The 22,526-nt window shown below is 68.2% G+C and carries 19 protein-coding genes; 14 read left to right on the top strand and 5 right to left on the bottom strand.

The features are described from left to right. Positions 1-45: 45 nt before the first annotated feature. Positions 46-1,356, top strand: a complete 1,311-nt coding sequence (locus tag KHB019_RS03510) for a M50 family metallopeptidase (RefSeq protein WP_337458078.1) — start codon at positions 46-48, stop codon at positions 1,354-1,356. 15 nt (positions 1,357-1,371) lie between these two features. On the opposite strand, the gene KHB019_RS03505 is transcribed toward KHB019_RS03510, so the two are convergent. After that, complete coding sequence (locus KHB019_RS03505; RefSeq protein WP_337458077.1) at positions 1,372-3,258, bottom strand: anthranilate synthase family protein; 1,887 nt, start codon at positions 3,256-3,258, stop codon at positions 1,372-1,374. 210 nt (positions 3,259-3,468) lie between these two features. On the opposite strand from KHB019_RS03505, the gene ispG reads away from it, so the two are divergent. Both ispG and KHB019_RS03495 read left to right on the top strand, forming a co-directional pair. Beyond that, entirely contained in the window at positions 3,469-4,599 is a 1,131-nt protein-coding gene (gene ispG, locus KHB019_RS03500) for a flavodoxin-dependent (E)-4-hydroxy-3-methylbut-2-enyl-diphosphate synthase (RefSeq protein WP_230102348.1), read from the top strand. Beyond that, a complete protein-coding gene (locus tag KHB019_RS03495; RefSeq protein ID WP_230102313.1) occupies positions 4,599-5,456 on the top strand; it encodes a hypothetical protein in 858 nt (285 codons plus the stop codon). Before ispG ends, KHB019_RS03495 begins: the two co-directional genes overlap by 1 nt. Positions 5,457-5,498: 42 nt before the next feature. Here the strand turns inward: KHB019_RS03495 and KHB019_RS03490 are convergent, their stop codons facing one another. Next, positions 5,499-6,320, bottom strand: coding sequence for an HNH endonuclease signature motif containing protein (locus tag KHB019_RS03490; RefSeq protein ID WP_230102314.1), 822 nt, complete (start codon positions 6,318-6,320; stop codon positions 5,499-5,501). Positions 6,321-6,429: 109 nt separating this feature from the next. Here KHB019_RS03490 and KHB019_RS03485 point away from each other — a divergent pair, with 109 nt between their 5' ends. Together KHB019_RS03485 and KHB019_RS03480 are read left to right on the top strand one after the other, a co-directional pair. Beyond that, a complete protein-coding gene (locus KHB019_RS03485; protein WP_230102315.1) occupies positions 6,430-7,044 on the top strand; it encodes an HAD family hydrolase in 615 nt (204 codons plus the stop codon). Between the two features lie 29 nt (positions 7,045-7,073). Beyond that, complete coding sequence (locus KHB019_RS03480) at positions 7,074-7,973, top strand: aminoglycoside phosphotransferase family protein (RefSeq protein ID WP_230102349.1); 900 nt, start codon at positions 7,074-7,076, stop codon at positions 7,971-7,973. Positions 7,974-7,979: 6 nt separating this feature from the next. Here KHB019_RS03480 and KHB019_RS03475 read toward each other — a convergent pair whose 3' ends face one another. Both KHB019_RS03475 and KHB019_RS03470 read right to left on the bottom strand, forming a co-directional pair. Continuing rightward, a complete protein-coding gene (locus KHB019_RS03475) occupies positions 7,980-8,771 on the bottom strand; it encodes a phosphotransferase family protein (protein WP_337458076.1) in 792 nt (263 codons plus the stop codon). Between the two features lie 50 nt (positions 8,772-8,821). Continuing rightward, on the bottom strand, positions 8,822-10,243 hold the full coding sequence (locus KHB019_RS03470) for an RNB domain-containing ribonuclease (protein ID WP_325471432.1): 1,422 nt from the start codon (positions 10,241-10,243) through the stop codon (positions 8,822-8,824). Between the two features lie 53 nt (positions 10,244-10,296). Here KHB019_RS03470 and KHB019_RS03465 point away from each other — a divergent pair, with 53 nt between their 5' ends. From KHB019_RS03465 to KHB019_RS03430, 8 genes are all read left to right on the top strand, one after another. Continuing rightward, complete coding sequence (locus KHB019_RS03465) at positions 10,297-11,067, top strand: isocitrate lyase/PEP mutase family protein (protein ID WP_230102318.1); 771 nt, start codon at positions 10,297-10,299, stop codon at positions 11,065-11,067. A gap of 40 nt (positions 11,068-11,107) precedes the next feature. Beyond that, positions 11,108-12,862, top strand: coding sequence for a proline--tRNA ligase (locus tag KHB019_RS03460; RefSeq protein WP_230102319.1), 1,755 nt, complete (start codon positions 11,108-11,110; stop codon positions 12,860-12,862). Positions 12,863-12,864: 2 nt separating this feature from the next. Continuing rightward, the gene (locus KHB019_RS03455) at positions 12,865-13,899 is read left to right on the top strand and encodes a TIGR00730 family Rossman fold protein (RefSeq protein ID WP_325471433.1); all 1,035 of its coding nucleotides are present in this window, start codon (positions 12,865-12,867) and stop codon (positions 13,897-13,899) included. 83 nt (positions 13,900-13,982) lie between these two features. Beyond that, on the top strand, positions 13,983-14,966 hold the full coding sequence (gene nusA, locus KHB019_RS03450) for a transcription termination factor NusA (protein ID WP_230102321.1): 984 nt from the start codon (positions 13,983-13,985) through the stop codon (positions 14,964-14,966). A 41-nt stretch (positions 14,967-15,007) separates the two neighbouring features. Next, positions 15,008-15,280, top strand: coding sequence for a YlxR family protein (locus KHB019_RS03445; RefSeq protein WP_337458075.1), 273 nt, complete (start codon positions 15,008-15,010; stop codon positions 15,278-15,280). A 94-nt stretch (positions 15,281-15,374) separates the two neighbouring features. Further along, on the top strand, positions 15,375-18,092 hold the full coding sequence (infB, locus tag KHB019_RS03440) for a translation initiation factor IF-2 (RefSeq protein ID WP_337458074.1): 2,718 nt from the start codon (positions 15,375-15,377) through the stop codon (positions 18,090-18,092). A 60-nt stretch (positions 18,093-18,152) separates the two neighbouring features. Next, complete coding sequence (rbfA, locus tag KHB019_RS03435; RefSeq protein ID WP_230103436.1) at positions 18,153-18,587, top strand: 30S ribosome-binding factor RbfA; 435 nt, start codon at positions 18,153-18,155, stop codon at positions 18,585-18,587. Positions 18,588-18,672: 85 nt separating this feature from the next. Next, positions 18,673-20,883 carry a helix-turn-helix transcriptional regulator gene (locus KHB019_RS03430; protein WP_337458073.1) on the top strand — a complete coding sequence of 737 codons (2,211 nt, stop codon included), beginning with the start codon at positions 18,673-18,675 and terminating at the stop codon, positions 20,881-20,883. 5 nt (positions 20,884-20,888) lie between these two features. On the opposite strand, the gene KHB019_RS03425 is transcribed toward KHB019_RS03430, so the two are convergent. Further along, positions 20,889-21,788 carry an A/G-specific adenine glycosylase gene (locus tag KHB019_RS03425; protein ID WP_337458072.1) on the bottom strand — a complete coding sequence of 300 codons (900 nt, stop codon included), beginning with the start codon at positions 21,786-21,788 and terminating at the stop codon, positions 20,889-20,891. Positions 21,789-21,866: 78 nt separating this feature from the next. Between KHB019_RS03425 and KHB019_RS03420 the strand changes: the two genes are divergently transcribed. After that, on the top strand, positions 21,867-22,508 hold the full coding sequence (locus KHB019_RS03420; protein ID WP_337458071.1) for a hypothetical protein: 642 nt from the start codon (positions 21,867-21,869) through the stop codon (positions 22,506-22,508). Positions 22,509-22,526: the final 18 nt, after the last annotated feature.

Raw genomic sequence — 22,526 nt, 5'->3', positions numbered from 1 at the left:
TGCTCGTGCGGCGGATTCCTAGTTCGCTGGCAGTAGTTTTGGGGAGTGGAAATCCTCCTCTACATCCTCGGCATCGTGTTCATGCTGATCGGCCTCGGACTGTCGATCGGGTTGCACGAGATCGGGCATCTCGTCCCGGCGAAGCTGTTCGGTGTGCGGGTGGGTCAGTACATGATCGGATTCGGGCCCCGACTCTGGTCCAAGCGCATCGGTGAGACCGAGTACGGCTTCAAGGCTCTGCCGGTCGGCGGCTTCATCTCGATGTCGGGCATGTATCCGGCATCCGACGGCAAGCAGGTGCGAGGGCTCTTCGCGTCGCTGGTCCAGGATGCTCGGACCGCGAACGACGAGACGATCGCGGAGGGTGCCGAGGAGCGCGTGTTCTACCGGTTGCCGGTCTGGAAGCGGATCATCGTCATGCTCGGCGGCCCGGTGATGAATCTGGTTCTCGCTGCAGTGATCTTCACGATCCTGGCATCCGGGATCGGTCTGCAGCAGGGCACGACGACGATCGCCAGTGTGACGGAGTGTGTTCTGCCGGCCGGGACCACGCAGACCGAGTGCGAACCGGGCGATCCGGCATCCCCCGCTGCTGAGGCCGGCATCGTGCCGGGTGATGTGCTCGTCTCGATCGACGGTCAGCCGGTATCGGATTTCGCCGACGCGACGGAGATCGTGCAGGCGTCGCCGGGGAAGACCCTCGCCCTCGTGGTCTCGCGCGACGGCGGGCAGCAGCACCTGTCGATCACTCCGATCGCTGCGAAACGAGAGCTGACGGACGCCGGGGGACAGCCGCGGCTGGATGCGAACGGCCAGCAGATCGTCGCGGAGGTCGGGTATGTCGGCATGGGCGCGCAGATGGGATTCGTACCGCAGCCCATCGGCACAGGTGCGGAGCTGACCGGCCAGAACGTCGCACGCGTGGGTGAGCTGATCGTTCAGCTGCCGGTGAAGCTCTGGGACGTCGGCGTCTCCCTCGTCACCGGATCCGATCGTGACCCGGACGGCCCCCTGAGCGTCGTCGGCGTCGGGCGCCTCGCCGGCGAGGTCGCCGCGACGGATGCTCCGATCCTGAACCGCTTCGTCGTGCTGCTGACCCTCCTCGGCTCGCTGAACGTCGCACTCTTCGTGTTCAACCTCATCCCGCTGCTGCCGCTGGACGGAGGTCACGTCGCGGTGGCGCTGTGGGACGGCATCCGGCGCGCGTGGGCGCAGCTGTTCCGTCGCCCGCCGCCCGTACCAGTGGATGCGACCAGGCTCGTGCCGCTCACGGTCGTCGTCGCCGTCGTGCTGATCGCGATGGGCGCGCTGTTGATGATCGCCGACGTCGTGAACCCGGTGAACCTGTTCCAGTAGTCAGGTGCGCAGTAGTCAGCCGAGCGCGTGCGCGATCAGCCGCTCGAGGGTGCGGATGCCGTCGCGCGACAGGATCGACTCGAGGTGTCCCTGGACGCTGGCGAAGCGCTCGCCGCGCAGGGCGTACACGTCGCCGGTGACGGGGTCGGCTGAGACCGCCGCCGCTCCCACCCGCTCCGTGCCGGGGGCGACTCGGGCGGTGAATGTGTTGTAGAAGCCGATCGAGGCATCCTCTCCGAAGATCGGGACGGTCTTCTGCAGTCCCTGATGCGGACTGCTCAGCGGTACGAGATCGATGCCCAGCGAATCCGCGAGGATCTGATGGCTGAGGCACACCGCCAGCAGTGGGCGGCCCTGGTGGTTCCGGCGCGTCACGATCTCGCGCATACGCGAGATGCGCGGCGAAACCACGTCCCGCGGGTCGCCGGGACCGGGCCCGGCGACGACGAGCTCGGCCGCGTTGACATCGGCATCCTGCACCTCGCTCCACGGCACGATCCTGGCGTCGAGTCCCAGGTGTCGCAGCTGGTGGGCGAGCATGGTGGTGAAGCGGTCCTCGGCGTCGATCACCAGTGCGCTCCGGCCGGCGAACGGGCCGGAAGCGCCGTCGCCCTGCGGGTTGATCCAGAACTCGGCCAGGCGCGAGTTGCGCGAGGCGAGCAGTTCGGCCACCTCGGGGTCGTCCGCGAGCGTCACCGGAGCGGCATCCGGCTGGTCCGGGTCGGCCGTCGTCTCCGCCACCGTGTCGCGGGGGATCGCGCCGATGGCGCCGAGGACGCCGGCGGCCTTGCCGTGCGTCTCGCTGACCTCGCCGTACGGGTCGGAGTGACGCACGAGCGTGGCGCCGACGGGAACGCGGAGGCGGCCGTTCTCGAGATAGACGGTGCGGATGAGGATCGGCGCGTCGACGTCGTGCCCGCCCTCGATGTTGGGGGTGAAGAGGGCTGCGACGCCGGAGTAGTAGCCGCGCGGGCTGGTTTCGTGCCGCCGGATCACGGCGCACGCGTTCTGCATGGGGGAGCCCGTCACGGTCGGGGCGAACATCGTCTCGCGGAGGATGTCGCGCGGGTCGAGGCGACTGCGGCCGCGCAGCATGTACTCGGTGTGCGTGAGGCGCGACATCTGCTTCAGGTGCGGGCCGGTGATGCGGCCGCCGTCCGAGCAGACGGCGCTCATCATCTTGAGCTCCTCGTCCACGACCATGAAGAGCTCTTCGGTCTCCTTGGTGGAGGAGAGGAATCCGATCAGCGTCTCCTTGGTCGCGCCGCCCGCGGGGTGGCGGAAGGTTCCGGAGATCGGGTTCATGGTGACGATCCCGTCGCGGGCGACGACGTGGGCCTCGGGACTCGCACCCACGGCGATGTACCCGGGCGTGACGACCGCGAACGTCCAGTACGCTCCGCGCTCGTGTTCGAGCAGGGCGCGGAACCAGGTGAGGGCGGCCCGTCGTTCGTCGGCATCCACTGTCGCGGTGTAGTCGCGGCGGATGACGAAGTTCGCGCCCTCGCCTCGTCCGATCTCGTCGGAGATGACGCGGGTGACGATCTCGGCGTAGTCGTCGTCGCTGATGTCGAACCCGGCGTCTGTCAGGGGCACGGGTTCGGCGGGCAGGGCGGCGAGCGCCTCCCTGATCGGGAGGTGCCGGTGATCGTCGACCATCAGGCAGCGCAGGGGAGTGCCGTCGTCCACGGCGTCGAAGCCGCGCTCGCGCACCTGCCGGTACGGGACCATCGCGAACACCTCGCGGACGATGCCGTCGCGGGTGAGCGGGATGTCGCCGAGCAGGTCGACGTCGTGGATCTGCCCGGTGAGGATCTCGACGGTCTGCGCGCCGTCGCGGGCGATCAGCACGAAGGAGGCGTCCGGGTCGTCGGCGAGCGCGGCGAGCAGGGGTTCGGTCATCGATGTCTCCTGTGGAGTGCTCCGGCTCGGACATACGAAAAGACCGCCCCGGAGGCGGTCTGGATTCGAGTATCTGCGAACGCACCGCCTAGAAGGCGGGCCACCAGGTGATCGTTCGCATGCGCTGAAACTATCACAGTGCTGGGTGGCATCCAGCCCCTGTCGATGAGAGCCGCGTAACCTTGAGTCGTGCCTGCAGTCAATCTTGGGATGCCGAGCGTCCCCGAAGTCCTGAGCCCTCGTCGCAAGTCCCGTCAGATCAAGGTCGGCAAGGTGCTGGTCGGCGGTGACGCGCCTGTCAGCGTCCAGTCGATGACGACGACCAAGACGACCGACATCAATGGGACGCTTCAGCAGATAGCCGAGCTGACTGCATCCGGTTGCGAGATCGTGCGCGTGGCTGTGCCGCATCAGGACGATGCCGACGCGCTGAAGATCATCGCGATGAAGAGTCAGATCCCGGTGATCGCCGACATCCACTTCCAGCCCCGCTACATCTACACCGCTATCGACGCCGGCTGCGGCGCCGTGCGCGTGAACCCGGGCAACATCCGGGAGTTCGACGGCAACGTCGGCAAGATCGCGGCGGCGGCCAAGGCTGCCGGCGTCTCGCTGCGCATCGGCGTCAACGCCGGCTCGCTCGACAAGAGGATCCTCCAGAAGTACGGCAAGGCGACCGCTGAGGCGCTCGTCGAGAGCGCCGTCTGGGAGGCATCGCTGTTCGAGGAGCACGACTTCCACGACTTCAAGATCTCGGTCAAGCACAACGACCCGATCGTCATGGTCAAGGCCTATCGCCAGCTCGCCGAGCGGGGCGACTGGCCGCTGCACCTCGGCGTCACAGAGGCCGGGCCCGCGTTCCAGGGCACGATCAAGTCGGCCACGGCCTTCGGCATCCTGCTCTCGGAGGGCATCGGCGACACGATCCGCGTCTCGCTGTCGGCGCCTCCTGCGGAGGAGGTCAAGGTGGGCCACCAGATCCTGCAATCGCTGAACCTGCGCGAGCGCAAGCTCGAGATCGTGTCGTGCCCGTCGTGCGGCCGCGCACAGGTCGACGTGTACTCGCTTGCCGATTCGGTGACCGAGGGGCTCAAGGACGTCACCGTTCCCCTGCGCGTCGCCGTCATGGGCTGTGTGGTCAACGGTCCCGGCGAGGCGCGCGAGGCCGACCTCGGAGTGGCTTCCGGCAACGGCAAGGGGCAGATCTTCGTCAAGGGCGAGGTCATCAAGACCGTCCCCGAGGCAGACATCGTCGCCACCCTCATCGAGGAGGCGAACCGCATCGCCGACGAGATGGGACCGGACGCAAAGCCGGGCACCGCTCAGGTGATCACAGCCTGATGCGCTCCACGAACGTCACTTTCCCCGCAGGGTCTCTCACCGGGGATGCCGAAGTGCTTCTGGTCGACCGTGCGGCGTCGATCGTCATCGTCGATGCGACACCCTTCCACCCGGTGGACCACACCTGGCCGGACCAACCGGGCGATTCCGGCGCGATCGTCGCCGGTGATCACCGGATGCCGGTGGCAGAAGCCGTCATGGCGGCCGTGAGCGACGAGGGTCTGCTGGCCATCGGAGCCGATATTCCCGTCAAGCGGGGCGGTGAGGGCTGGACCTGGCTGGTCGGTCACCGTGTCGACGGCGACATCCCGATTGACGTCGCCCCGGGGCATCGTGTCGCGCTCGAGGTGGATGCTGACACCCGTGCGGGTCTCAGCCGCGGGCACACGGCCTGCCATCTCGCCTCACTAGCACTGGACGCCGCGCTCGCCGATCTGTGGCGCAAGGAGGTCGGCGTCGACCCGCTGGGCAACCCAGACTTCGAGGGCCGGGCGAATCAGTCCAGCCGGATCCAAGCGAACGGCAGCGTTGACGAGTACCGGCTCGGCAAGAGCCTGCGCAAGGCTGGGTTCGACACCGAGGGGTTGGCCGCGTCGCTCGGCGAGCGTGTGGCTCGCATCAACGAGCTGCTCGCCGGGTGGGTCGACGCCGGCTCCGCGAGCCGGATCGATGTCGACGGCCCGACGATCGTCGACCTCAGGCGCTGGGTGTGCGAGCTGCCCAACGGCGAGGTCTCCTTCCCGTGCGGCGGCACGCATGTGCGCTCGCTCGCCGAGTTCGCGTCGATCTCCGTGTCGTTGGATCTCTCCGACCCTCAGCTTCTCGTGATGACGACGTCGGTGGTGCCGTCCGAGTAGGCAGCAGCCCTCACGCCCGCTTCTCATCAGGCGGCTTCGCGTTCAGGCGGCCTCCGGCCGGAATCGTTTCGGCGGTGGGTCTATTCCCGCCCACGCATACGCGAGAACCGCACGAGGTCTCAGTTCATGCTCTTCGCCGGAACGATGTCGGAGGCGGAACTCCTCGGTGCCGTCGCGCAGGATGCGCCACTGCCCGTGATGCGGCTCCATATGGTGGAACCGGCACAGCAGGATCCCGCGATCGATGTCTGTTCTGCCGCCCTCCGAGAACGGATCGATGTGGTGCGCGGCGAATCCGTGGATCACCGCTTCCGCAGCCCCCTCCGGGGTCGGGGGCTCGCCGAGGCCGCGCCGGATCGCATCGTGCTGCTGATTCGAGATCACTCGCTTGAACAGGGCTGTTCGCAGCGGTTCGTCCCAGCGTGCGGGAGCAGCGGCATCCATGTGAATCGCATTCTCGTCTGCCCCGTCGCCGGGGCGCTCGCCATCGGGCGATTCGCCAGGTGATGGTGTCTCTTCCTCGGCGTCGAGAAGGGATTCGCCGACGCGGCTCTGGCGCACAGCATCCGCTCGAGAGGTTCCGGTGATGTCCTGGATGAGGGAGGTCGCGTTGCGGTGCCCGTGCGTCTGGGCGAGCCCGGAGTGACCGGCTTCTCGCCGGGAGCGCCGAGAGATCACGCCGGATGCCACCAGGCTCATCTGCTCCACTGCCTGAACGATCTCATTCGCCTCCCGGAGGACCGAGATCACGGATTCGTCCGCGAGGGATTCGATGCGGTCGGGCAGTTCTTCGGCCTCGGCGCACTCGCCGACGAGATCGCGCATCGCGCTGATCCTGTCGGTGATGTCGGTGAAGAAGGCCATGACTCATGTTCTCGCAGACCACCGACATTCGAAGAAGAATTCGACATCGCAGCGCGCTGACACGGGTGGCGAATGCCCAACACTCGGCATTCCGCGCTAGGTTGCCCCGATGAAGTGGATTCTCTACGACATCGGCGGCGTCCTCGAACTCGTCGACGATCACACCTGGCCGCAACGACTGGAGGAGAGCTGGAGCGATCGCCTCGGCATCCCCGTCGATGAACTGCGTGACCGCTTGGATGCCGCAGACCTTCCTGACACGACGGTGCAGGCGGGCGTCGCGGGGGAGTACTGGCGGAAATTCGGCATCGCCCTGGACATCGACGACGCGGAAGTCGCCGCGATGCGGGAACAGATGTGGGACGCCTACTGCGGCGAGGCGAACATCCAACTCCTCGATCACGCGCGCTCTCTGACGGGGCGCGCGGGTCTGGCGATCCTGTCGAACTCCGGCGATGGCGCGCGCGAGGAGGAGGAACGGCGTTTCGGCTTCTCATCGATCTTCGATCCGATCTGCTACAGCCACGAGCAGGGTGCGGCGAAGCCGGATGCCGGCGCATACGAAGCCGCGCTCGACAGGATGGGCGCGTCCCCGGAGCAGGTCCTCTTCATCGACGACAACGAAGGTCCGAAGCGCGGCGCCGAGCGGTGCGGCATCCGTGCTGTTCTGCATCGAGATAACGTCTCGACGATCGCCGCGATCGAGGACTTCCTGGCGGAATGACCCGTGCCGATACCCTCATGACTGTGAGGATGCACGACGACGAGGTGTCCATCGACGACGGGACCCTCAGGAAACTGGTCGACGATCAGTTCCCGCAGTGGCGCTCGATGCCGATCCGACGCGTCGCCGGTTCGGGCACCGTGAACGCGATCTTCCGCATCGGGGAGGATCACGCCGCGCGTCTCCCGCTCACCGGGGACGATCCGGATGCCGCGGCCGAGACGCTGCGCCGCGAGGCCGCTGCGCTCGCCGCGTTCGCCGGTGCCTCTCCGTTCTCGGCTCCCCGCCCTGTCGCGCTCGGACAGCCGGGCGCCGGCTACCCGCTGCCGTGGTCGGTTCAGACGTGGATCCCCGGCATTGTCGCGACACCGGATGCCGTCTCGCATTCGCCGGAGTTCGCCACGGACCTGGCAACGCTCATCCGCGCCGTGCGCGCGACGGACACCGGGGGGCGCGGATTCTCCGGCGTCGGTCGTGGTGGGAACCTGCAGGACGCGGACGAGTGGATGGACCTCTGCTTCACGAAGAGCACGGGACTGCTCCCGGTCGACGATCTGCGCGCCCTCTGGGAGGAACTGCGAGAGCTGCCCGATCCGGGCGCGCTCGCGATGACCCACGGCGACCTGATCCCCGGCAACCTCCTCATCGAGAACGGCCGACTCGTCGGCGTCCTAGACGGCGGCGCCTTCGGTCCGGCCGACCCATCCCTCGACCTCGTGGCGGCCTGGCATCTGCTCGAGGCCGATGCGCGTGCCGTGCTCCGTGCGGACCTGGGATCCGACGACCTCGAGTGGAACAGGGGCAGAGCGTGGGCGTTCCAGCAGGCCATGGGTCTGGTCTGGTACTACGCGGACTCCAATCCGACGATGAGCGCTCTCGGGCGCAGCACGCTGCGACGGATCCTCGACGAGGACGAGATGGGCGACTAGCGGGCGTCAGAACTCCGACAGAATCTCGGCCAGCATCCGATGTCCCTGGGCCTCGAACTCGACGTCACCCACTGCGAAGGCCCAGCACGCGGTGCCGACGGCTTCCTGTAGGCGCTCCAGCCGCCACTGGTTGCGCTCACGCGGATCGTTCCCATACCCCGCGAAGAATGCGGACTCCAGATCGGGGCGGTTGCGCCACTGCTTCGCCGCGAGCCGAGTGAGATCCGTCGCCGCGGGACGGAATCCGAATCGCCCGAAGTCGATGACGCGCACGACATCGCCGTCGATCAGCCAGTTCCGCGGCTGCCAGTCACCGTGGGTGGGCACCACGGCCGCCGAGGTGAGGCAGGAGGACAGCAGGATGCGCCGGGCTTCAGCCGAAGCCTCGGCGTCCAGACGGTTCGGCTTGTCGAGCCAGGACAGGGCCCGCGCGATCGTTCGCGTCCAGTACTCCGCGTCCTCCCGGGTCTCCTGCTCGTGCAGTCGGCGCAGGAGTGCGCCCGCCTGCTCGTACGCCGCTGGCTGCTGTTCAGCATCAGTGCCTTCCAGTAACTGGCCGGGCAGATGGTCGAGAATCATGACGCGCAGATCCGCGTCCGCCGCGCGCAGTCTCGCGGCATGTCCGGAGGCGACGAGCGGCCCGGTGTGCCTCGGATGGGCGGACAGCTCCCGAGCGATGTGGTGGTTGTTCGCATCCCCGGCCTTCACGACCACGTCGCCTGCACTTGTGCGCACGTGGAGCACGATCGATTCGACGAGGTTCCATGACATGTCGCGGACGACTTCGGCGGTTCCCAAGTGTTCGAGCGCCCATGCCTGCTGCACAGGCGAGAGTCGGCCCCATTCGCTCACAGCGCGAACTCCACCTCGCCCTTCGCGATATCCGCGGACACGACCGTCAACGTCACGGTGTCGCCCGGCTTCGTGCCCGCAGGAACGGGGGCGGATGCCGCCACAGCCGGATCCGCGATCTGGATGCCGGCGCGCTCGCCGCCGTCACGGATCTCGATGATGGTCGCCTCGATGGTCTTGCCGATCAGCGGACGAAGAAGCGCCGCCTCCACGCGGTTGACCGTGTCTGCGTTCAACCGCGATGCCCGCTGCGACGACTCCTGCATGAGATCCGGCAGGTCGTTCAGCGACTCGCGTGCCCACGCGGGCACCTCCGAGCCCTCTGAGATCGCGAGGCAGATCGCCAGGGACCAGCGGTCGACGAGGCGTCGCAGGGGAGCGGTGGCATGTGCATACGGGGCGGCGATGGCCGCCTGCTCGATGCCTGAGGGGACGGAGCCGTCGAAGCTCACGTAGCCGGCGCCGCGGAACAGGGAAGCCGCGGCCTCCAGCACGGGCAGCGTCAGCGGGTCGTCGCGGTCGAGGCTGCGCAGGTACTCTCCGTACTCACCGGTCGTCCACGGCCTGCCGAGCGCTTCGGTCTGACGGCGGAAGGCATCGAATGCCTGCTCGTCGGGCGCGGGCATCGTGCGCAGCACGCCGACCTTTGCGTCGACCATGAGTTCGGCGGCCGCCATCCCGGTCATGAGGGAGAGCTGCGCGTTCCACTCCTCGACCGGCAGCGGGGTTCCGCGGACGATCGAGTAGGTGCCGTCCGCACTCTGAACGACCTCCTCGTCGGGCATGTTCAGGCTCGCGCCTCCGCGCTCCTGCTCCTTCGCGATCCGCAGTTCGCCGATCTCGCGCAGCAGTGACGCGGGGGAGTCCTCCCCACGATCGAGCGCAGCCTGGGTGGTGACGTAGTCGAGTTGTGCGCGTGAGCGGATCAGAGCGCGTTCCAGGCGGAACGCCGAGACCGACCCGTCAGAGGTGAGATCGAACGTCCACACCAGAGCGGGGCGATCCACATCCGGCAGCAGGGACGCGTGATCCTCGCTGAGGATCGGCGGATGCAGCGGGATGCGCCCGTCCGCGGCGTAGAGTGTCTGCCCGCGCTCACGAGCGGCGGCATCCACAGCTCCGCCCGGGGCGACGAACGCCGGCACGTCAGCGATCGCATAACGCACGACGTAGCCCGTGCCGTTCTTCGACAGATGGAACGCCTGATCGAGATCCTTCGCGCCCGCCGGGTCCAGAGTCGCGAACGCCACGCCGCGCAGATCGAGTTCGGGTGCCGGTGGGGACGCCGCCGCAGCCTCGGCCTCGGCCTCGACGGAGAACTCGCGAGGCGCATCCAACCCGGTGCGCAGTGCCGCGAGCGCGGCGGCGAGCTCGCTCTGGGCAGCGGACGGGGCGACATGGGCGCGACGCTGAGGCATGACCCCACCCTAATTCCCGCCCTGCAGCGTGCGAACAGGGCTAGCGTGAAGCCATGACCGTTGCAGAGAAGGCAAGCACCCTCCGTTCGCTCTACGCCGCCCCCGAGATCCTCCGGGTCGTCAACATCTGGGACTCCGTCTCGGCCAAGGCCGTCGCAGCCCTCCCCGAGACCACTGCGCTCGCCACCGCCGGCCACTCGATCGCCGCTACCTTCGGCTACGCCGATGGGCAGATTCCGCGCGATCTCATGATCGACATGGTCGGCATCATCGCGGCATCCACCGACCTCCCCGTCAGCGCGGACCTCGACGATGCGTACGGCGACGCGGGGGAGACCACCCGCCTCGCCATCGGCGCAGGCATCGTCGGCGCCAATGTCGAGGACCGTCTGAAGCCCCTCGGCGAATCCGTAGCGGTCGTCGAATCGATCGTCAAGGCAGCAGAGGCCGAAGGAATCCCCTTCGCCCTCAACGCACGTACCGACGCGTTCGTGCGTGCGGGAGAACGGCCGATCGATGAGAGCATCAAGGACGCGATCGAGCGAGGTCGTGCCTTCCTCGACGCCGGCGCGACCTGTGTCTTCATCCCCGGCATCCTGAATGCGGACGTCACGACCCAACTCGTCGACGGCATCGGCCGCGGCAAGATCAGCGTGATCGGCCTGCCGGGTGCGCTCACCGCGTCCGAGTACGAGGCTCTCGGCGTCGCCCGCATCTCGTACGGTCCGATGATCCAGCGCGTCGCCCTCACCGCCGTGCAGGATGTCGCAACCAGCCTGTATGCCGACGGCGTGATCCCGGAGGGCACGCGCGCCCTGAACTGACCGTACGGATCGTGTGATCACGCGTCACTAGACTTGACGCGTGGTCACACGTCTATCGAACTTCTTCCTCCGCACGCTCCGCGAAGACCCGGCCGGCGCCGAGATCGCCAGCCACAAGCTGCTGATCCGCGCCGGATACATCCGACCGCAGGCAGCAGGTATCTTCGCCTGGCTGCCGCTGGGCCTCAAGGTCAAGGCGAAGATCGAGGCCGTCGTCCGTGAGGAGATGGCTGACGCCGGCGCGCAGGAAGTCCACTTCCCGGCGCTCATGCCGCGCGAGGCGTACGCCGCAACCGGGCGCTGGGACGAGTACGGCGATCTGCTGTTCCGACTCCAGGATCGCAAGGGCGGCGACTACCTGCTCGCACCGACGCACGAAGAGGCCTTCACGCTGCTCGTGAAGGACCTGTACTCGTCGTACAAGGACCTGCCGCTGACGATCTTCCAGATCCAGGACAAATACCGCGACGAGGCGCGCCCGCGCGCAGGCCTGCTCCGCGGTCGCGAGTTCACGATGAAGGACGCGTATTCGTTCGACGCATCCGATGCCGGCCTCGACACGAGTTACATGGCTCAGCGCGACGCCTATGAGCGCATCTTCCAGCGCCTCGGGCTCGAGTACGCGATCGTGCAGGCGGATGCCGGCGCCATGGGCGGTTCGCGCTCCGAGGAGTTCCTGCACCCGACGCCCGTCGGCGAGGACACGTTCGTGCGCAGCGAGGGCGGGTACGCCGCCAACGTCGAAGCGTTCACGACAGCGGTTCCGGATGCCGTCCCCTTCGATGACGCGCCTGAGGCTGTGGTCTTCGACTCCCCGAACACCCCGACGATCGAAACGCTCGTCGCGCACTCGAACGCGGTCCTCGACCGTGAGGTCACCGCGGCGGACACGCTCAAGAACGTCGTGCTGGCGCTGACCCATCTCGACGGCACCCGCGAACTCGTCGTCGTCGGCATCCCCGGCGACCGCGAGGTCGACGACAAACGCGCCGAAGTCGCCTTCGCGCCCGCCGAGGTGTCCACGGCGACGCCCGACGACTTCGAGGCGAATCCGCTGCTCGTGAAGGGGTACATCGGACCCTGGTCGCCGACCGGAGCCGTCCTCGGCGAAGAGTCCGCCACCGGTATCCGCTACCTCGTGGATCCCCGCGTCGCCGACGGCACGCAGTGGATCACGGGCGCCAACATCGATCAGAAGCACGCGCACACGGTCATCGCCGGTCGCGACTTCATCGCCGACGGCATCGTCGAGATCGCGAACGTCCGCGACGGCGACCCCGCCCCCGACGGCTCCGGCCCTGTCTCGCTCGCGCGCGGCATGGAGATCGGACACGTCTTCCAGCTCGGCCGCAAGTACGCCGAGGCGCTGGGGCTCAAGGTGCTCGACGAGAACGGCAAGCTCGTGACCGTGACGATGGGCTCGTACGGCATCGGCGTCACCCGCATCCTCGCGATAATCGCCGAGCTCAACAACGACGAGCGGGGCCTGATCTGGCCGGCATCCGTCGCGCCGTTCGACGTTCACGTCGTGGCCGCAGGACGCGACCAGGTCGCCTTCGACGTCGCAGCGCAGGCGTCGGCCGACCTCGAGGCGGCAGGCCTCGACGTGCTCTACGACGACCGCCCGAAGGTGTCGCCCGGTGTGAAGTTCGGCGACGCCGAGCTCGTCGGCATCCCGCGGGTGCTCGTCGTCGGCCGTGGCGCCGCCGACGGCCAGGTCGAGCTCTGGGACCGCCGCTCCGGGGAGCGCGAGAGCCTCGCGCTCGCTGACGCCGTCGCACGACTGACACGCTGATCATGACGGACGGGCAGCACGACGCACTGAACGAGGCCATCGAGCGAATCATGGCTGAGACGGACGTGGCTGCGAACCGCTCGCTGATCCGAAGGATCGTGCGCACCGGCATTCAGCTCGGCGAAGACGGCACGGAACGGCTCAACCTCAAGATCGCGTCTGCGGCGCTGGCCGAGATGCGCGACGCCTTCCGGCTGTTCCAGCCCTACGCGGACGTCCCCAAGGTGACCGTGTTCGGTTCGGCGCGAACACGGCAGGACGATCCGCTGTACAGCCAAGCCCGATCCGTCGCCGAGGCGCTCGCCCAACGAGGTTGGATGGTCGTGACGGGCGCGGGGCCCGGGATCATGCAGGCCGCAGCAGAGGGCGCGGGAGAGAGGATGGCACTCGGAGTCTCGATCCGCCTGCCGTTCGAGGAGAAGCCCAGCGCGGTGATCGCCGATGAGACCCACTCGGTCGAGATGAAGTACTTCTTCACGCGCAAGCTCATGCTGGTCAAGGAGTCCACGGGTTTCATCTGCCTGCCAGGCGGCTTCGGCACGCTGGACGAGATGTTCGAGCTGCTCACGCTGCAGCAGACCGGCAAGGCCGAGCCCATGCCGATCGTGCTGCTCGACGAACCGGGTGGTACGTTCTGGCGCGGCCTCGAGCGGTTCATCATCGACACGCTGATTCCCGCAGGCGTCATCTCGCCCGACGACTTCGAGCGCGTGCTCGTGACCGACTCCGCCGAAGACGCAGTGACCGAGATCACCGGCTTCTGGCACAACTACGACTCGCTGCGCTGGGTCGACGACCTGCTGGTGCTTCGACTGAAGAACCAGCCCACGGATGCCGAGATCGAGCGCCTCAACGAGGAATTCTCATCGATCGTCGCCGAGGGGCGCATCGAGCGCTCCGGAGCCCTGCCCGTCGAACGTGCGGACAACGATCGAATCGAGCTCCCGCGTCTGGCTCTGCATCTCGGTCAGCGCGAGGTGGGGGGCCTTTACCGGCTCATCGACGCGATCAATCTTCTGGGGTCGGCCCGCGGCTGACAGCTCTCGCGCGGAGCGGGTATCGTTGTACGGATGCCGCGCGTGCACGATGCCGCGGCGAAGAGCTGAATACGGAGGCCGTCATGGACATTGAACTCGGGCTGTTACGAGGGATCGAGAAGGAGAAGGGGATTCCCTTCGACGAACTCGTCACGATCATTCAGCAGGCCATCCTGACCGCTTACGGCAAGCACGTCTCCGCTGACGGCGCGGTTCCGGCCGGTGCGCGAGTCGATCTCGACAGCAAGACCGGTCACGTGACCGTCATGCAGCCCGTCACCGACGACGAGGGCGCCGTGATCGGCGAAGAGGATGCCACCCCCGACGACTTCGGCCGCATCGCTGCGTTCGCCGCGAAGCAGGTCATCAGCCAGCGTCTGCGCGATATCGCCGACGACGCCGTTCTCGGCGAGTTCCGCGGCAAGGAGGGCGACATCGTCGCCGGCGTCATCCAGCAGGGACCGAACCCGCGGATGATCCACGTCGACCTCGGCAGCGTCGAGGCGATCCTGCCGCCGGAGGAGCAGGTGCCGGGCGAGGAGTACGCTCACGGTTCGCGTCTGCGCGTCTACGTGACCAGCGTCGCCAAGGGTCTCAAGGGACCGCAGATCACGGTCTCGCGCACACACCCCGGTCTGGTGCGCAAGCTGTTCGCGCTCGAGGTTCCCGAGATCGCGGCCGGTCTCGTCGAGATCGTGTCGCTGGCGCGCGAGGCCGGCCACAGGACCAAGATCGCCGTGAAGGCCAACGACCCGTCGATCAACGCCAAGGGTGCGTGCATCGGAGAGCTCGGGCGCCGCGTCCGCGCTGTGACGGAGGAGCTCGCCGGCGAGAAGATCGACATCGTCGACCACGACGGCGACCTCGCGACCTTCGTCGCGCACGCGCTGTCGCCCGCGAAGGTGACGAGCGCATTCGTGCTGGATGCGAACACCAAGGCGGTCCGCGCTCTGGTGCCCGACTACCAGCTGTCGCTGGCGATCGGCAAGGAGGGCCAGAACGCCCGCCTCGCGGCCAAGCTCACCGGCGCCAAGATCGACATCCAGCCCGACAGCATCTTGGACTGACGTCCGCGTCGCGGAGTCGTCACCCAGCGGTGCGGTGTAGGATGGATCCCGTACGGACATGCGTCGGCTGTCGCATGCGTGCTTCCCGATCTGCTCTTCTCAGAGTGGTGGCATCCCCAGACGCTCTCATCTTCGATGATCGCGCTGTGATGCCGGGGAGGGGCGCGTGGGTGCATCCGACGCGAGAGTGCCTGGAGAACGCCGTACGGCGCCGGGCCTTCGCACGAGCACTACGCGTGCCGGCATCCATCGGATTCTCCGAGGGCGCCGTCTCGCAGACCATCGAACAGCACCTTCCGCAGAACAAAGGCTGAACGGCTATGGAAACAAAGTGAACGGCTCGAAATGAGACCCGTCCGCGACTAGTGGTCTGCCCTGTCTGGGCAGACCGACCCAGACAGGAGAATTGTGGCTGGTAAACCACGCGTACATGAGATCGCCGCTGAACTCGGCGTCGACAGCAAGGTCGCACTTGCAAAACTGAAGGAGCTCGGCGAGTTCGTCAAGAGCCCCTCGTCGACGATCGAGCCGCCGGTGGCTCGCAAGCTCCGTGCTGCCATCGAGGCGGACGGCGCGATCAAGCCCAAGGCGGACGAGAAGCCGGCGGCGAAGCCCGCGGCCTCCTCGTCTGCGGCCAAGCCCGGCCCCAAGGCGCCGACCCCTGGCCCCAAGCCCGGGCCGAAGCCGGCAGCCGAGAAGCCCGCCGCTGAGGCACCCGCTGCCCCGGAGGCCGCGGCTCCCGCCGCCCCCGCAGCCGGCACCCCGGCTCCGTCCGCCGACAAGGACGCACCGAAGCCCGGTGCGCCTCGCCCCGGCAACAACCCGTTCTCGTCCTCGCAGGGCATGGGCCAGCGTCCCGCCGGTCCCCGTCCTGGCAACAACCCCTTCGCCTCTGCGCAGGGGATGGGCCAGCGTCCGACGCCGGGCAACATCCCGCGTCCGCAGGCTCCCCGCCCCGGTGCGCCCCGTCCGGGTGCTCCGCGTCCGGGCTCGCCTCGTCCCGGCGCCCCTCGCGGCGGTCAGGGCGGTCGCCCAGGTGCTCCGTTCCAGCAGCGTTCGGGTGGCCCAGGCCGCCCGGGCGGCGGTCCGGGTGCAGGCGGCCCCGGTGCACGTCCTGGTGGCGGCTTCGCAGGTCGCCCGGGTGGCGGCGGCGGCCGCGGCCGTGGACCCGGTGGTGGAACCGCGGGCGCCTTCGGCAAGGGAGGCGGCAAGTCCAAGCAGCGCAAGTCGCGTAGGGCGAAGCGGCAGGAATTCGAGATGCGGGATGCCCCCGTCGTCGGTGGCGTCAACGTCACCCGCGGCAACGGGGAGACCATCCGCATGCGCCGCGGCGCATCGATCTCGGACTTCGCGGACAAGATCGAGACGCTGACCGGATACACGGTTCAGCCCGGAACCCTCGTCACGATCCTCTTCAACCTCGGCGAGATGGCCACGGCCACCGAGTCGCTGGACGAGGCGACCTTCGAGGTCCTCGGTGAAGAGCTCGGCTACAAGATCCAGATGGTCTCGCCCGAGGACGAGGACAAGGAGCTCCTCGAGGGCTTCGGTCTCGACCTCGAGAAGGAGCTCGACGAGGAAGACGAGGGCGACCTCGAGATCCGTCCTCCTGTGGTCACCGTCATGGGTCACGTCGACCACGGTAAGACCCGACTGCTCGACGCGATCCGCAAGACCAACGTCATCGAGGGCGAAGCCGGAGGCATCACCCAGCACATCGGTGCGTACCAGGTCTGGACCGAGCACGACGGCCACGAGCGCGCTGTCACGTTCATCGACACCCCGGGTCACGAGGCCTTCACGGCCATGCGTGCTCGTGGTGCGCAGGTCACCGACCTCGCGATCCTCGTGGTCGCAGCCGACGACGGCATCATGCCGCAGACGGTCGAGGCGCTGAACCACGCCCAGGCGGCGAACGTGCCGATCGTGGTCGCGGTGAACAAGGTCGACAAGCCGGAGGCGAATCCCGCCAAGGTGCGTCAGCAGCTCACCGAGTACGGTCTGGTCGCCGAGGAATACGGCGGAGACGTCATGTTCATCGACGTCTCGGCTCGCCAGGGCACCGGAATCCAGGAGCTCCTGGACGCCGTGCTGCTCGTCGCAGACGCGGGCCTCGACCTCACCGCCAACCCGAACAAGGCTGCGCGTGGTGTCGCCATCGAGGCCAAGCTCGACAAGGGTCGCGGTTCGGTCGCAACCGTCCTCATCCAGTCCGGAACGCTGCGCGTCGGCGACTCGATCGTCGCGGGAACGGCCTACGGTCGCGTGCGGGCGATGGCTGACGAGAATGGCGAGGCCGTCGAAGAGGCGGCGCCTTCCCGTCCGGTCCAGGTGCAGGGTCTGAACTCCGTGCCCCGTGCCGGCGACGTCTTCATCGTCACCGAGGAAGACCGCATGGCCCGTCAGATCGCCGAGAAGCGTGAAGCCGTCCAGCGCAACGCCCTGCTGGCCAAGGCCCGCAAGCGCATCTCGCTCGAGGACTTCACCCGCGCTCTCGAAGAGGGCAAGGTCGAGACGCTCAACCTCATCATCAAGGGCGACGTGTCCGGTGCCGTCGAGGCGCTGGAGGAGTCGCTGCTCAAGATCGAGGTCGACGACTCGGTGCAGCTGCGCATCATCCACCGCGGTGTCGGTGCAGTGACCGAGTCCGACGTGAACCTGGCGACGATCGACAACGCGATCATCGTGGGCTTCAACGTCCGGCCCGACCCGAAGGCCCGTGAGGCCGCGGCCCGCGAAGGCGTGGACGTGCGCTTCTACTCGGTCATCTACGCGGCGATCGACGAGATCGAGAGCTCCCTCAAGGGCATGCTCAAGCCGGAGTTCGAAGAGGTCAAGTCGGGTGTCGCCGAGATCCGCGAGGTGTTCCGCTCCTCGAAGTTCGGCAACATCGCGGGTGTCATCGTCCGCTCGGGCACGATCACCCGAAACGCCAAGGCCCGTGTCATCCGCGATGGCGTCGTGCTCGCCGATGGCCTGGCCATCGAGTCGCTGCGCCGCTTCAAGGATGACGTCACCGAGGTGCGTACGGACTTCGAGGCCGGCATCGGCCTCGGCAAGTACAACGACATCCAGATCGGCGACGAGATCGAGACGACCGAGATGGTGGAGAAGCCTCGCGGCTGATCCGATCGATCGTGAGGGGCGCCTACGGGCGCCCCTCATTCGTCACAAGAGGAGAAGGAAATGGCTGGAGAACGACAGGCCCGTCTGGCGGACCGCATCCGCGTCATCCTGGCAGAGCGTCTCGAGAAGGGACTGCGCGACCCGCGCCTGGGCTTCGTCACGCTCACCGACGTGCGCGTCTCCGGTGACCTCCAGCACGCGTCCGTCTTCTACACCGTGCTCGGCACGGAAGAGGAGCGCGTCGCCAGCGGAGCCGCACTGGCGTCCGCGACGGGGATGCTCCGCAGCGAAGTCGGCCGTCAGCTGAGCACGCGTCTGGTGCCGACGCTGGAGTTCATCCCCGATGCGCTCCCGGAGAACGCAGACAACATCAGCGCACTGCTGCGTCAGGCGCAGGAGCGGGATGCCGAGGTCGCCAAGCTCGCATCATCGGCGCAGCACGCCGGCGATGCCGACCCGTACCGCGTCGAGCCGACCGACGACGAAGAGCGCTAGCCGTATCGCCCCTCCCTTGATACCCTGAACGGCACTGTCGGCATGCCGGCGGTGTGCGATCAGGATTTCGGGGGGAATCGATCCGGTGACGACGGTGTGGCAGGACGACCTGCGGCTCGGACAGCATTCGACCGATGAGCGCGAGCTCACGGCCGACATCGCGGCCGGACTGCTGTCGGACGAGCTGCCTACGGCTCCGCACGTCATCACCCGTCTGCTGCGCGGACTGAACGGCGACGTCCTCGCCGTGCGCGAAGCAGCAGCGGCACTCTCGGGCGCTCATCGCTCCGGTCAGCGGATGCTCCCATCCCCGTTGCCGCTGGTGCCGTCGATCGAGGGTGCCTTCTCCCGCGTCGCTTTGGACGCGGATACGCGCGCGGTCCTGCTGACGGCGGCGCTGAGCATCGATGACCGCGTCGAGCCGCTGCTCGACGCTTGCGGCTGCACCGCCGATGAGCTCCTGCAGGGCGGTCTCGCCGAGCACCTGACAGCATCCAACGGCCGGTTCGCTCTTCACGATCCGCGAATGGGCATTTGGCTCGATCACACGGCCGCACCGCTCGAGTCGGTGAACGCGCACGCGCGATTGGAGCGTGCGCATCGAGAGCACGGCAACCAGGCGGCCGCGGACTGGCATGCGGCCTGCGGCGCTGTCACGCGTCGCCCTGAGGTCGCGCGCGCGTTGACCACCGCGGCCAGGGAACTGAGCCTGCTCGGTTCGATGGAATCGGCGTTCGCGTTCGCGACTGCCGCGGCCGAGCACGCGGATGACCCGCAGCGCGAGACGGCACGTCTGATCGCCGGGACGTCTGCGGCAGCGGCGGGATGCTTCGACGACGCGAACGAGCTGCTGGCGGGGCTCCTCCAGAGCGAAGACGCGGCCACGCGCATCGGCGCACTCCCCGGCGTGCTCCTGGCGCAGACCTGCGCGCGCGGATGGGTACCGGCGCTGGAACCGGCCGAACTGCGCCCGCAGGTCTCGGATGCTCACCACTGGTGCGCTTGGGCGCGGACGGCAGGGCTGGCCGCGCTGATGTGCGCCGAGCGCGGCGCGACGCCGGCCATGCGCACCTGGCTGGCCGAGGTCCGCGAGGCGGACGCTCGCGCCGGCGCCGGGGGCGAAGTGCGCGACCCGACGGCCGCACTGTGCTGGATGCTGACGGGGGACGCCGACGACGCGAACCCGTACGCCGATGGGCCGTTCTCCGGGACGATGAGCGCAGCGCTGCGAGCTGCTGTCACGGGCGATGTCGACGAGGGGCTCCAACTGATGGCTGGCACTCACACGAGCCTGATCGATGAGCACGACCCGCTGGTACCGGGCTTCGAGCACAGCCCGCTCGTCGAGGCGTATCTGGCCGTGACGGAGTCGCTCCTGCTGTTCTGGCGCGGCGACATCGAGGTGGCGCGGGAGCGTCTATCGACGGCGTCGCTGTCGTTGCCCGTCGGCATCCCGTTCGCCGGACTCGGTGCGACTCTGGCCCAGCGCCTGGACACCGCGACGCTCGGAGCACCGGGTCCGCTGTCGCAGGCGCTCACGGTGACGCTGCCGGACGGCATCCGGATCGACGGCCTCGTTGACGCCGGCCTGAGCGCCTACCTCGACGGCGAGTCCGAGCAGGCTGCCACCGATCTCGCGCTGTGGCGGGACCGCGGAGCTCCTGAGCCTGCCCTGTCGGTCGCCGGGCTCGAAGAGGTCGGGCCGTTCGTCGACCGGGTGCGCGTCGAGCCGCCGGAGTCGAGCGAGGCCCGTGAGCTCATCCACCGCATCCGCAGTCTCCCTGAGACGTCGTGGCGCCACGCCCACTCGGAGATCTCCGAGGCGTGCCGTCGCCTCGGTTCCTCCTTCGACCGGGGCAGGGTCGAGGCTCTGCTGGGCTCCACCTGCCTGCTCCATGGCGATCTGGCGGCAGGTCGCCGCCATCTGCGGGCCGCGCGGCGCCTGTTCGACGATTCGGGCGCGCACGCATGGCGCGATGCGATGGACGCGCGGATGTCGCGACTCCACGTGGCGCAGGCGGCAGCGAGCGACCCGATGACCGATCCGATCACAGTGATACGCGACGATGACCCGCTCGCGGCAGGGCGCGCGGCGTGGGAGACGCTCCTCACCCAGCGCGAACTGGAAGTCGCGATGCGGGTGGCCGCCGGCGGTGAGAACCGTGAGATCGCGAAGGCGCTCGACGTCTCCGTCCGCACGGTCGAGGTTCATGTCGGCCGTCTCTTCGACAAGCTCGGCGTCCGCAATCGTGTCGAGCTCGCTGTGATGGCGCATCGCGCAGGCCGGGTCTTCTGAAGCGGTCAGCGTGGCAGGCGCAGCATCCCGTCGATCGCCTCGGCGAGGCCGTCAGCGATCAGCGAGTCGATGGCGCGATCGCGCTGGGCGGCATCGGCCCAATCGTGGATCACGCTCGCAAGGGGAACACCATCGGCGACAGCACTGCGCAGCTCCTTGAGAACCGCTCCTCTCGCCTGACGGTCCGAACCCTCGTATCGAGCCTGTCGCGGGCGGGCGTCGCCGGTGTCAGGGCGCCCCGCGGCGACCCACGCGCAGGAGTCGGCTATCGGGCACCGTTCGCATCGGGGCGTCCTGGACACGCAGACGACCGCACCGAGCTCCATGATGGCGGCGTTGAACACGGCGGACTCGGCGTCCGAGTCCGGTAGGAGCGCGGACATCGCGAGCAGGTCGCGGCGCGCGGCAGGACCGGGCTGCGATCGGCCGTCCACGGCACGCGCGATCACCCGGCGCGTGTTGGTGTCGACGACCGGATGCCGGTCTCCGAACGAGAAGGCGGCCACAGCCCGCGCCGTGTAGTCGCCGATGCCTGACAGAGCGAGCAGCGCAGGGACGTCCCGGGGCACCTCGCCGCCGTGCCGCTCGGTGATCTCGATCGCGGCACGGTGCAACCAGAGCGCCCGGCGCGGATAGCCGAGGTTAGCCCACTCGTGCACGACCTCAGCCGGCGTCGCCTGCGCCATCCTCGCCGGCGTCGGCCAGCGGTCGAGCCACGCCTCCAACCGCGGGATCACGCGGGTGACCGGCGTCTGCTGCAGCATGAACTCGCTCACCAGCGTGCCCCATGCGCCGTAGCGGTAGTGGAACTCGGGCCTGCGCCACGGCAGGTCTCTGGCGGTATCGCGATACCAGTCCGACAGCTCTGCGGCCAGATGCACAGGGGGTGTCGAACGGAGAGTCATCTCGTTAGCCTATGTGGAGCGCTCGGCACAGGACGCCGAGGGGATGGGCGCTCCGGGGGGAAGCAGAGGAGTTTCCGCGTGTCACGCAGAACAGCAGGCCCAGTCGTCCTCGCAGCGCTGAGCGCGCTGCTGCTCGCGGGATGCGCAACCGCGACGACCGATCCGGGTGCGACGTCGAACCCGACGCCGACTTCGACGGTCGGCGAACCATCGTCCGAACCATCTCCGAGTCCCGAACCGTCCCTGGATCCCGACGATCCGGCGACCTGGCCCGTCACCGCCGCGGGCATCGGCCCGATCGAGACCGGCGGAGACTTTCAGGGGACTCTCGCCGAGCTTCCCGACTCGTGGAACAACGACGAGAACTGCTCCTGGGCCGCATGGTGGAAAGCTGATGACAACAGCTACTCGATGAGTTTCGTCCGCGGAACGGAGTCGGATGACGCGCCGATCGTGCTGGCGTCGGCATCCGCCGCGGATCCTGTGACGGCAGGGGTCGGGCCGCGCACCGAGGAGGGCCTCGGCATCGGGTCGACGAAGGACGAGGTGCTCGCGCAGTATCCGGATGCGAGTGAGGGAGATGCGCCGATCGGCGACGGCACCTGGCTCAGCGTCCCCACGGACGGCGCGACCATGTTCTTCGAGTACTACACCGGAGACCAGGCGAACGCGGTGACCGTGACGACGCTCGAGGCACCTCCGTACGAGACCTGCGGCTGACACGAGGTCGCGCTCTGC

Source organism: Microbacterium sp. KHB019 (assembly GCF_037285405.1).
Lineage (GTDB): Bacteria > Actinomycetota > Actinomycetes > Actinomycetales > Microbacteriaceae > Microbacterium.
The sequence above is the reverse complement of the archived record's forward strand: the minus strand, read 5'-3'. Positions and strand labels throughout refer to the sequence as shown.

Excerpts from the sequence above, each read along its gene's own strand:
- KHB019_RS03505 (WP_337458077.1), bottom strand. The coding sequence starts at position 3,258 with ATGACCGAACCCCTGCTCGCCGCGCTCGCCGACGACCCGGACGCCTCC.
- ispG (WP_230102348.1), top strand. The coding sequence starts at position 3,469 with ATGCCGAGCGTCCCCGAAGTCCTGAGCCCTCGTCGCAAGTCCCGTCAG.
- KHB019_RS03495 (WP_230102313.1), top strand. The coding sequence starts at position 4,599 with ATGCGCTCCACGAACGTCACTTTCCCCGCAGGGTCTCTCACCGGGGAT.
- KHB019_RS03490 (WP_230102314.1), bottom strand. The coding sequence starts at position 6,320 with ATGGCCTTCTTCACCGACATCACCGACAGGATCAGCGCGATGCGCGAT.
- KHB019_RS03485 (WP_230102315.1), top strand. The coding sequence starts at position 6,430 with ATGAAGTGGATTCTCTACGACATCGGCGGCGTCCTCGAACTCGTCGAC.
- KHB019_RS03480 (WP_230102349.1), top strand. The coding sequence starts at position 7,074 with ATGCACGACGACGAGGTGTCCATCGACGACGGGACCCTCAGGAAACTG.
- KHB019_RS03470 (WP_325471432.1), bottom strand. The coding sequence starts at position 10,243 with ATGCCTCAGCGTCGCGCCCATGTCGCCCCGTCCGCTGCCCAGAGCGAG.
- KHB019_RS03465 (WP_230102318.1), top strand. The coding sequence starts at position 10,297 with ATGACCGTTGCAGAGAAGGCAAGCACCCTCCGTTCGCTCTACGCCGCC.
- KHB019_RS03455 (WP_325471433.1), top strand. The coding sequence starts at position 12,865 with ATGACGGACGGGCAGCACGACGCACTGAACGAGGCCATCGAGCGAATC.
- nusA (WP_230102321.1), top strand. The coding sequence starts at position 13,983 with ATGGACATTGAACTCGGGCTGTTACGAGGGATCGAGAAGGAGAAGGGG.
- KHB019_RS03445 (WP_337458075.1), top strand. The coding sequence starts at position 15,008 with ATGGATCCCGTACGGACATGCGTCGGCTGTCGCATGCGTGCTTCCCGA.
- rbfA (WP_230103436.1), top strand. The coding sequence starts at position 18,153 with ATGGCTGGAGAACGACAGGCCCGTCTGGCGGACCGCATCCGCGTCATC.
- KHB019_RS03425 (WP_337458072.1), bottom strand. The coding sequence starts at position 21,788 with ATGACTCTCCGTTCGACACCCCCTGTGCATCTGGCCGCAGAGCTGTCG.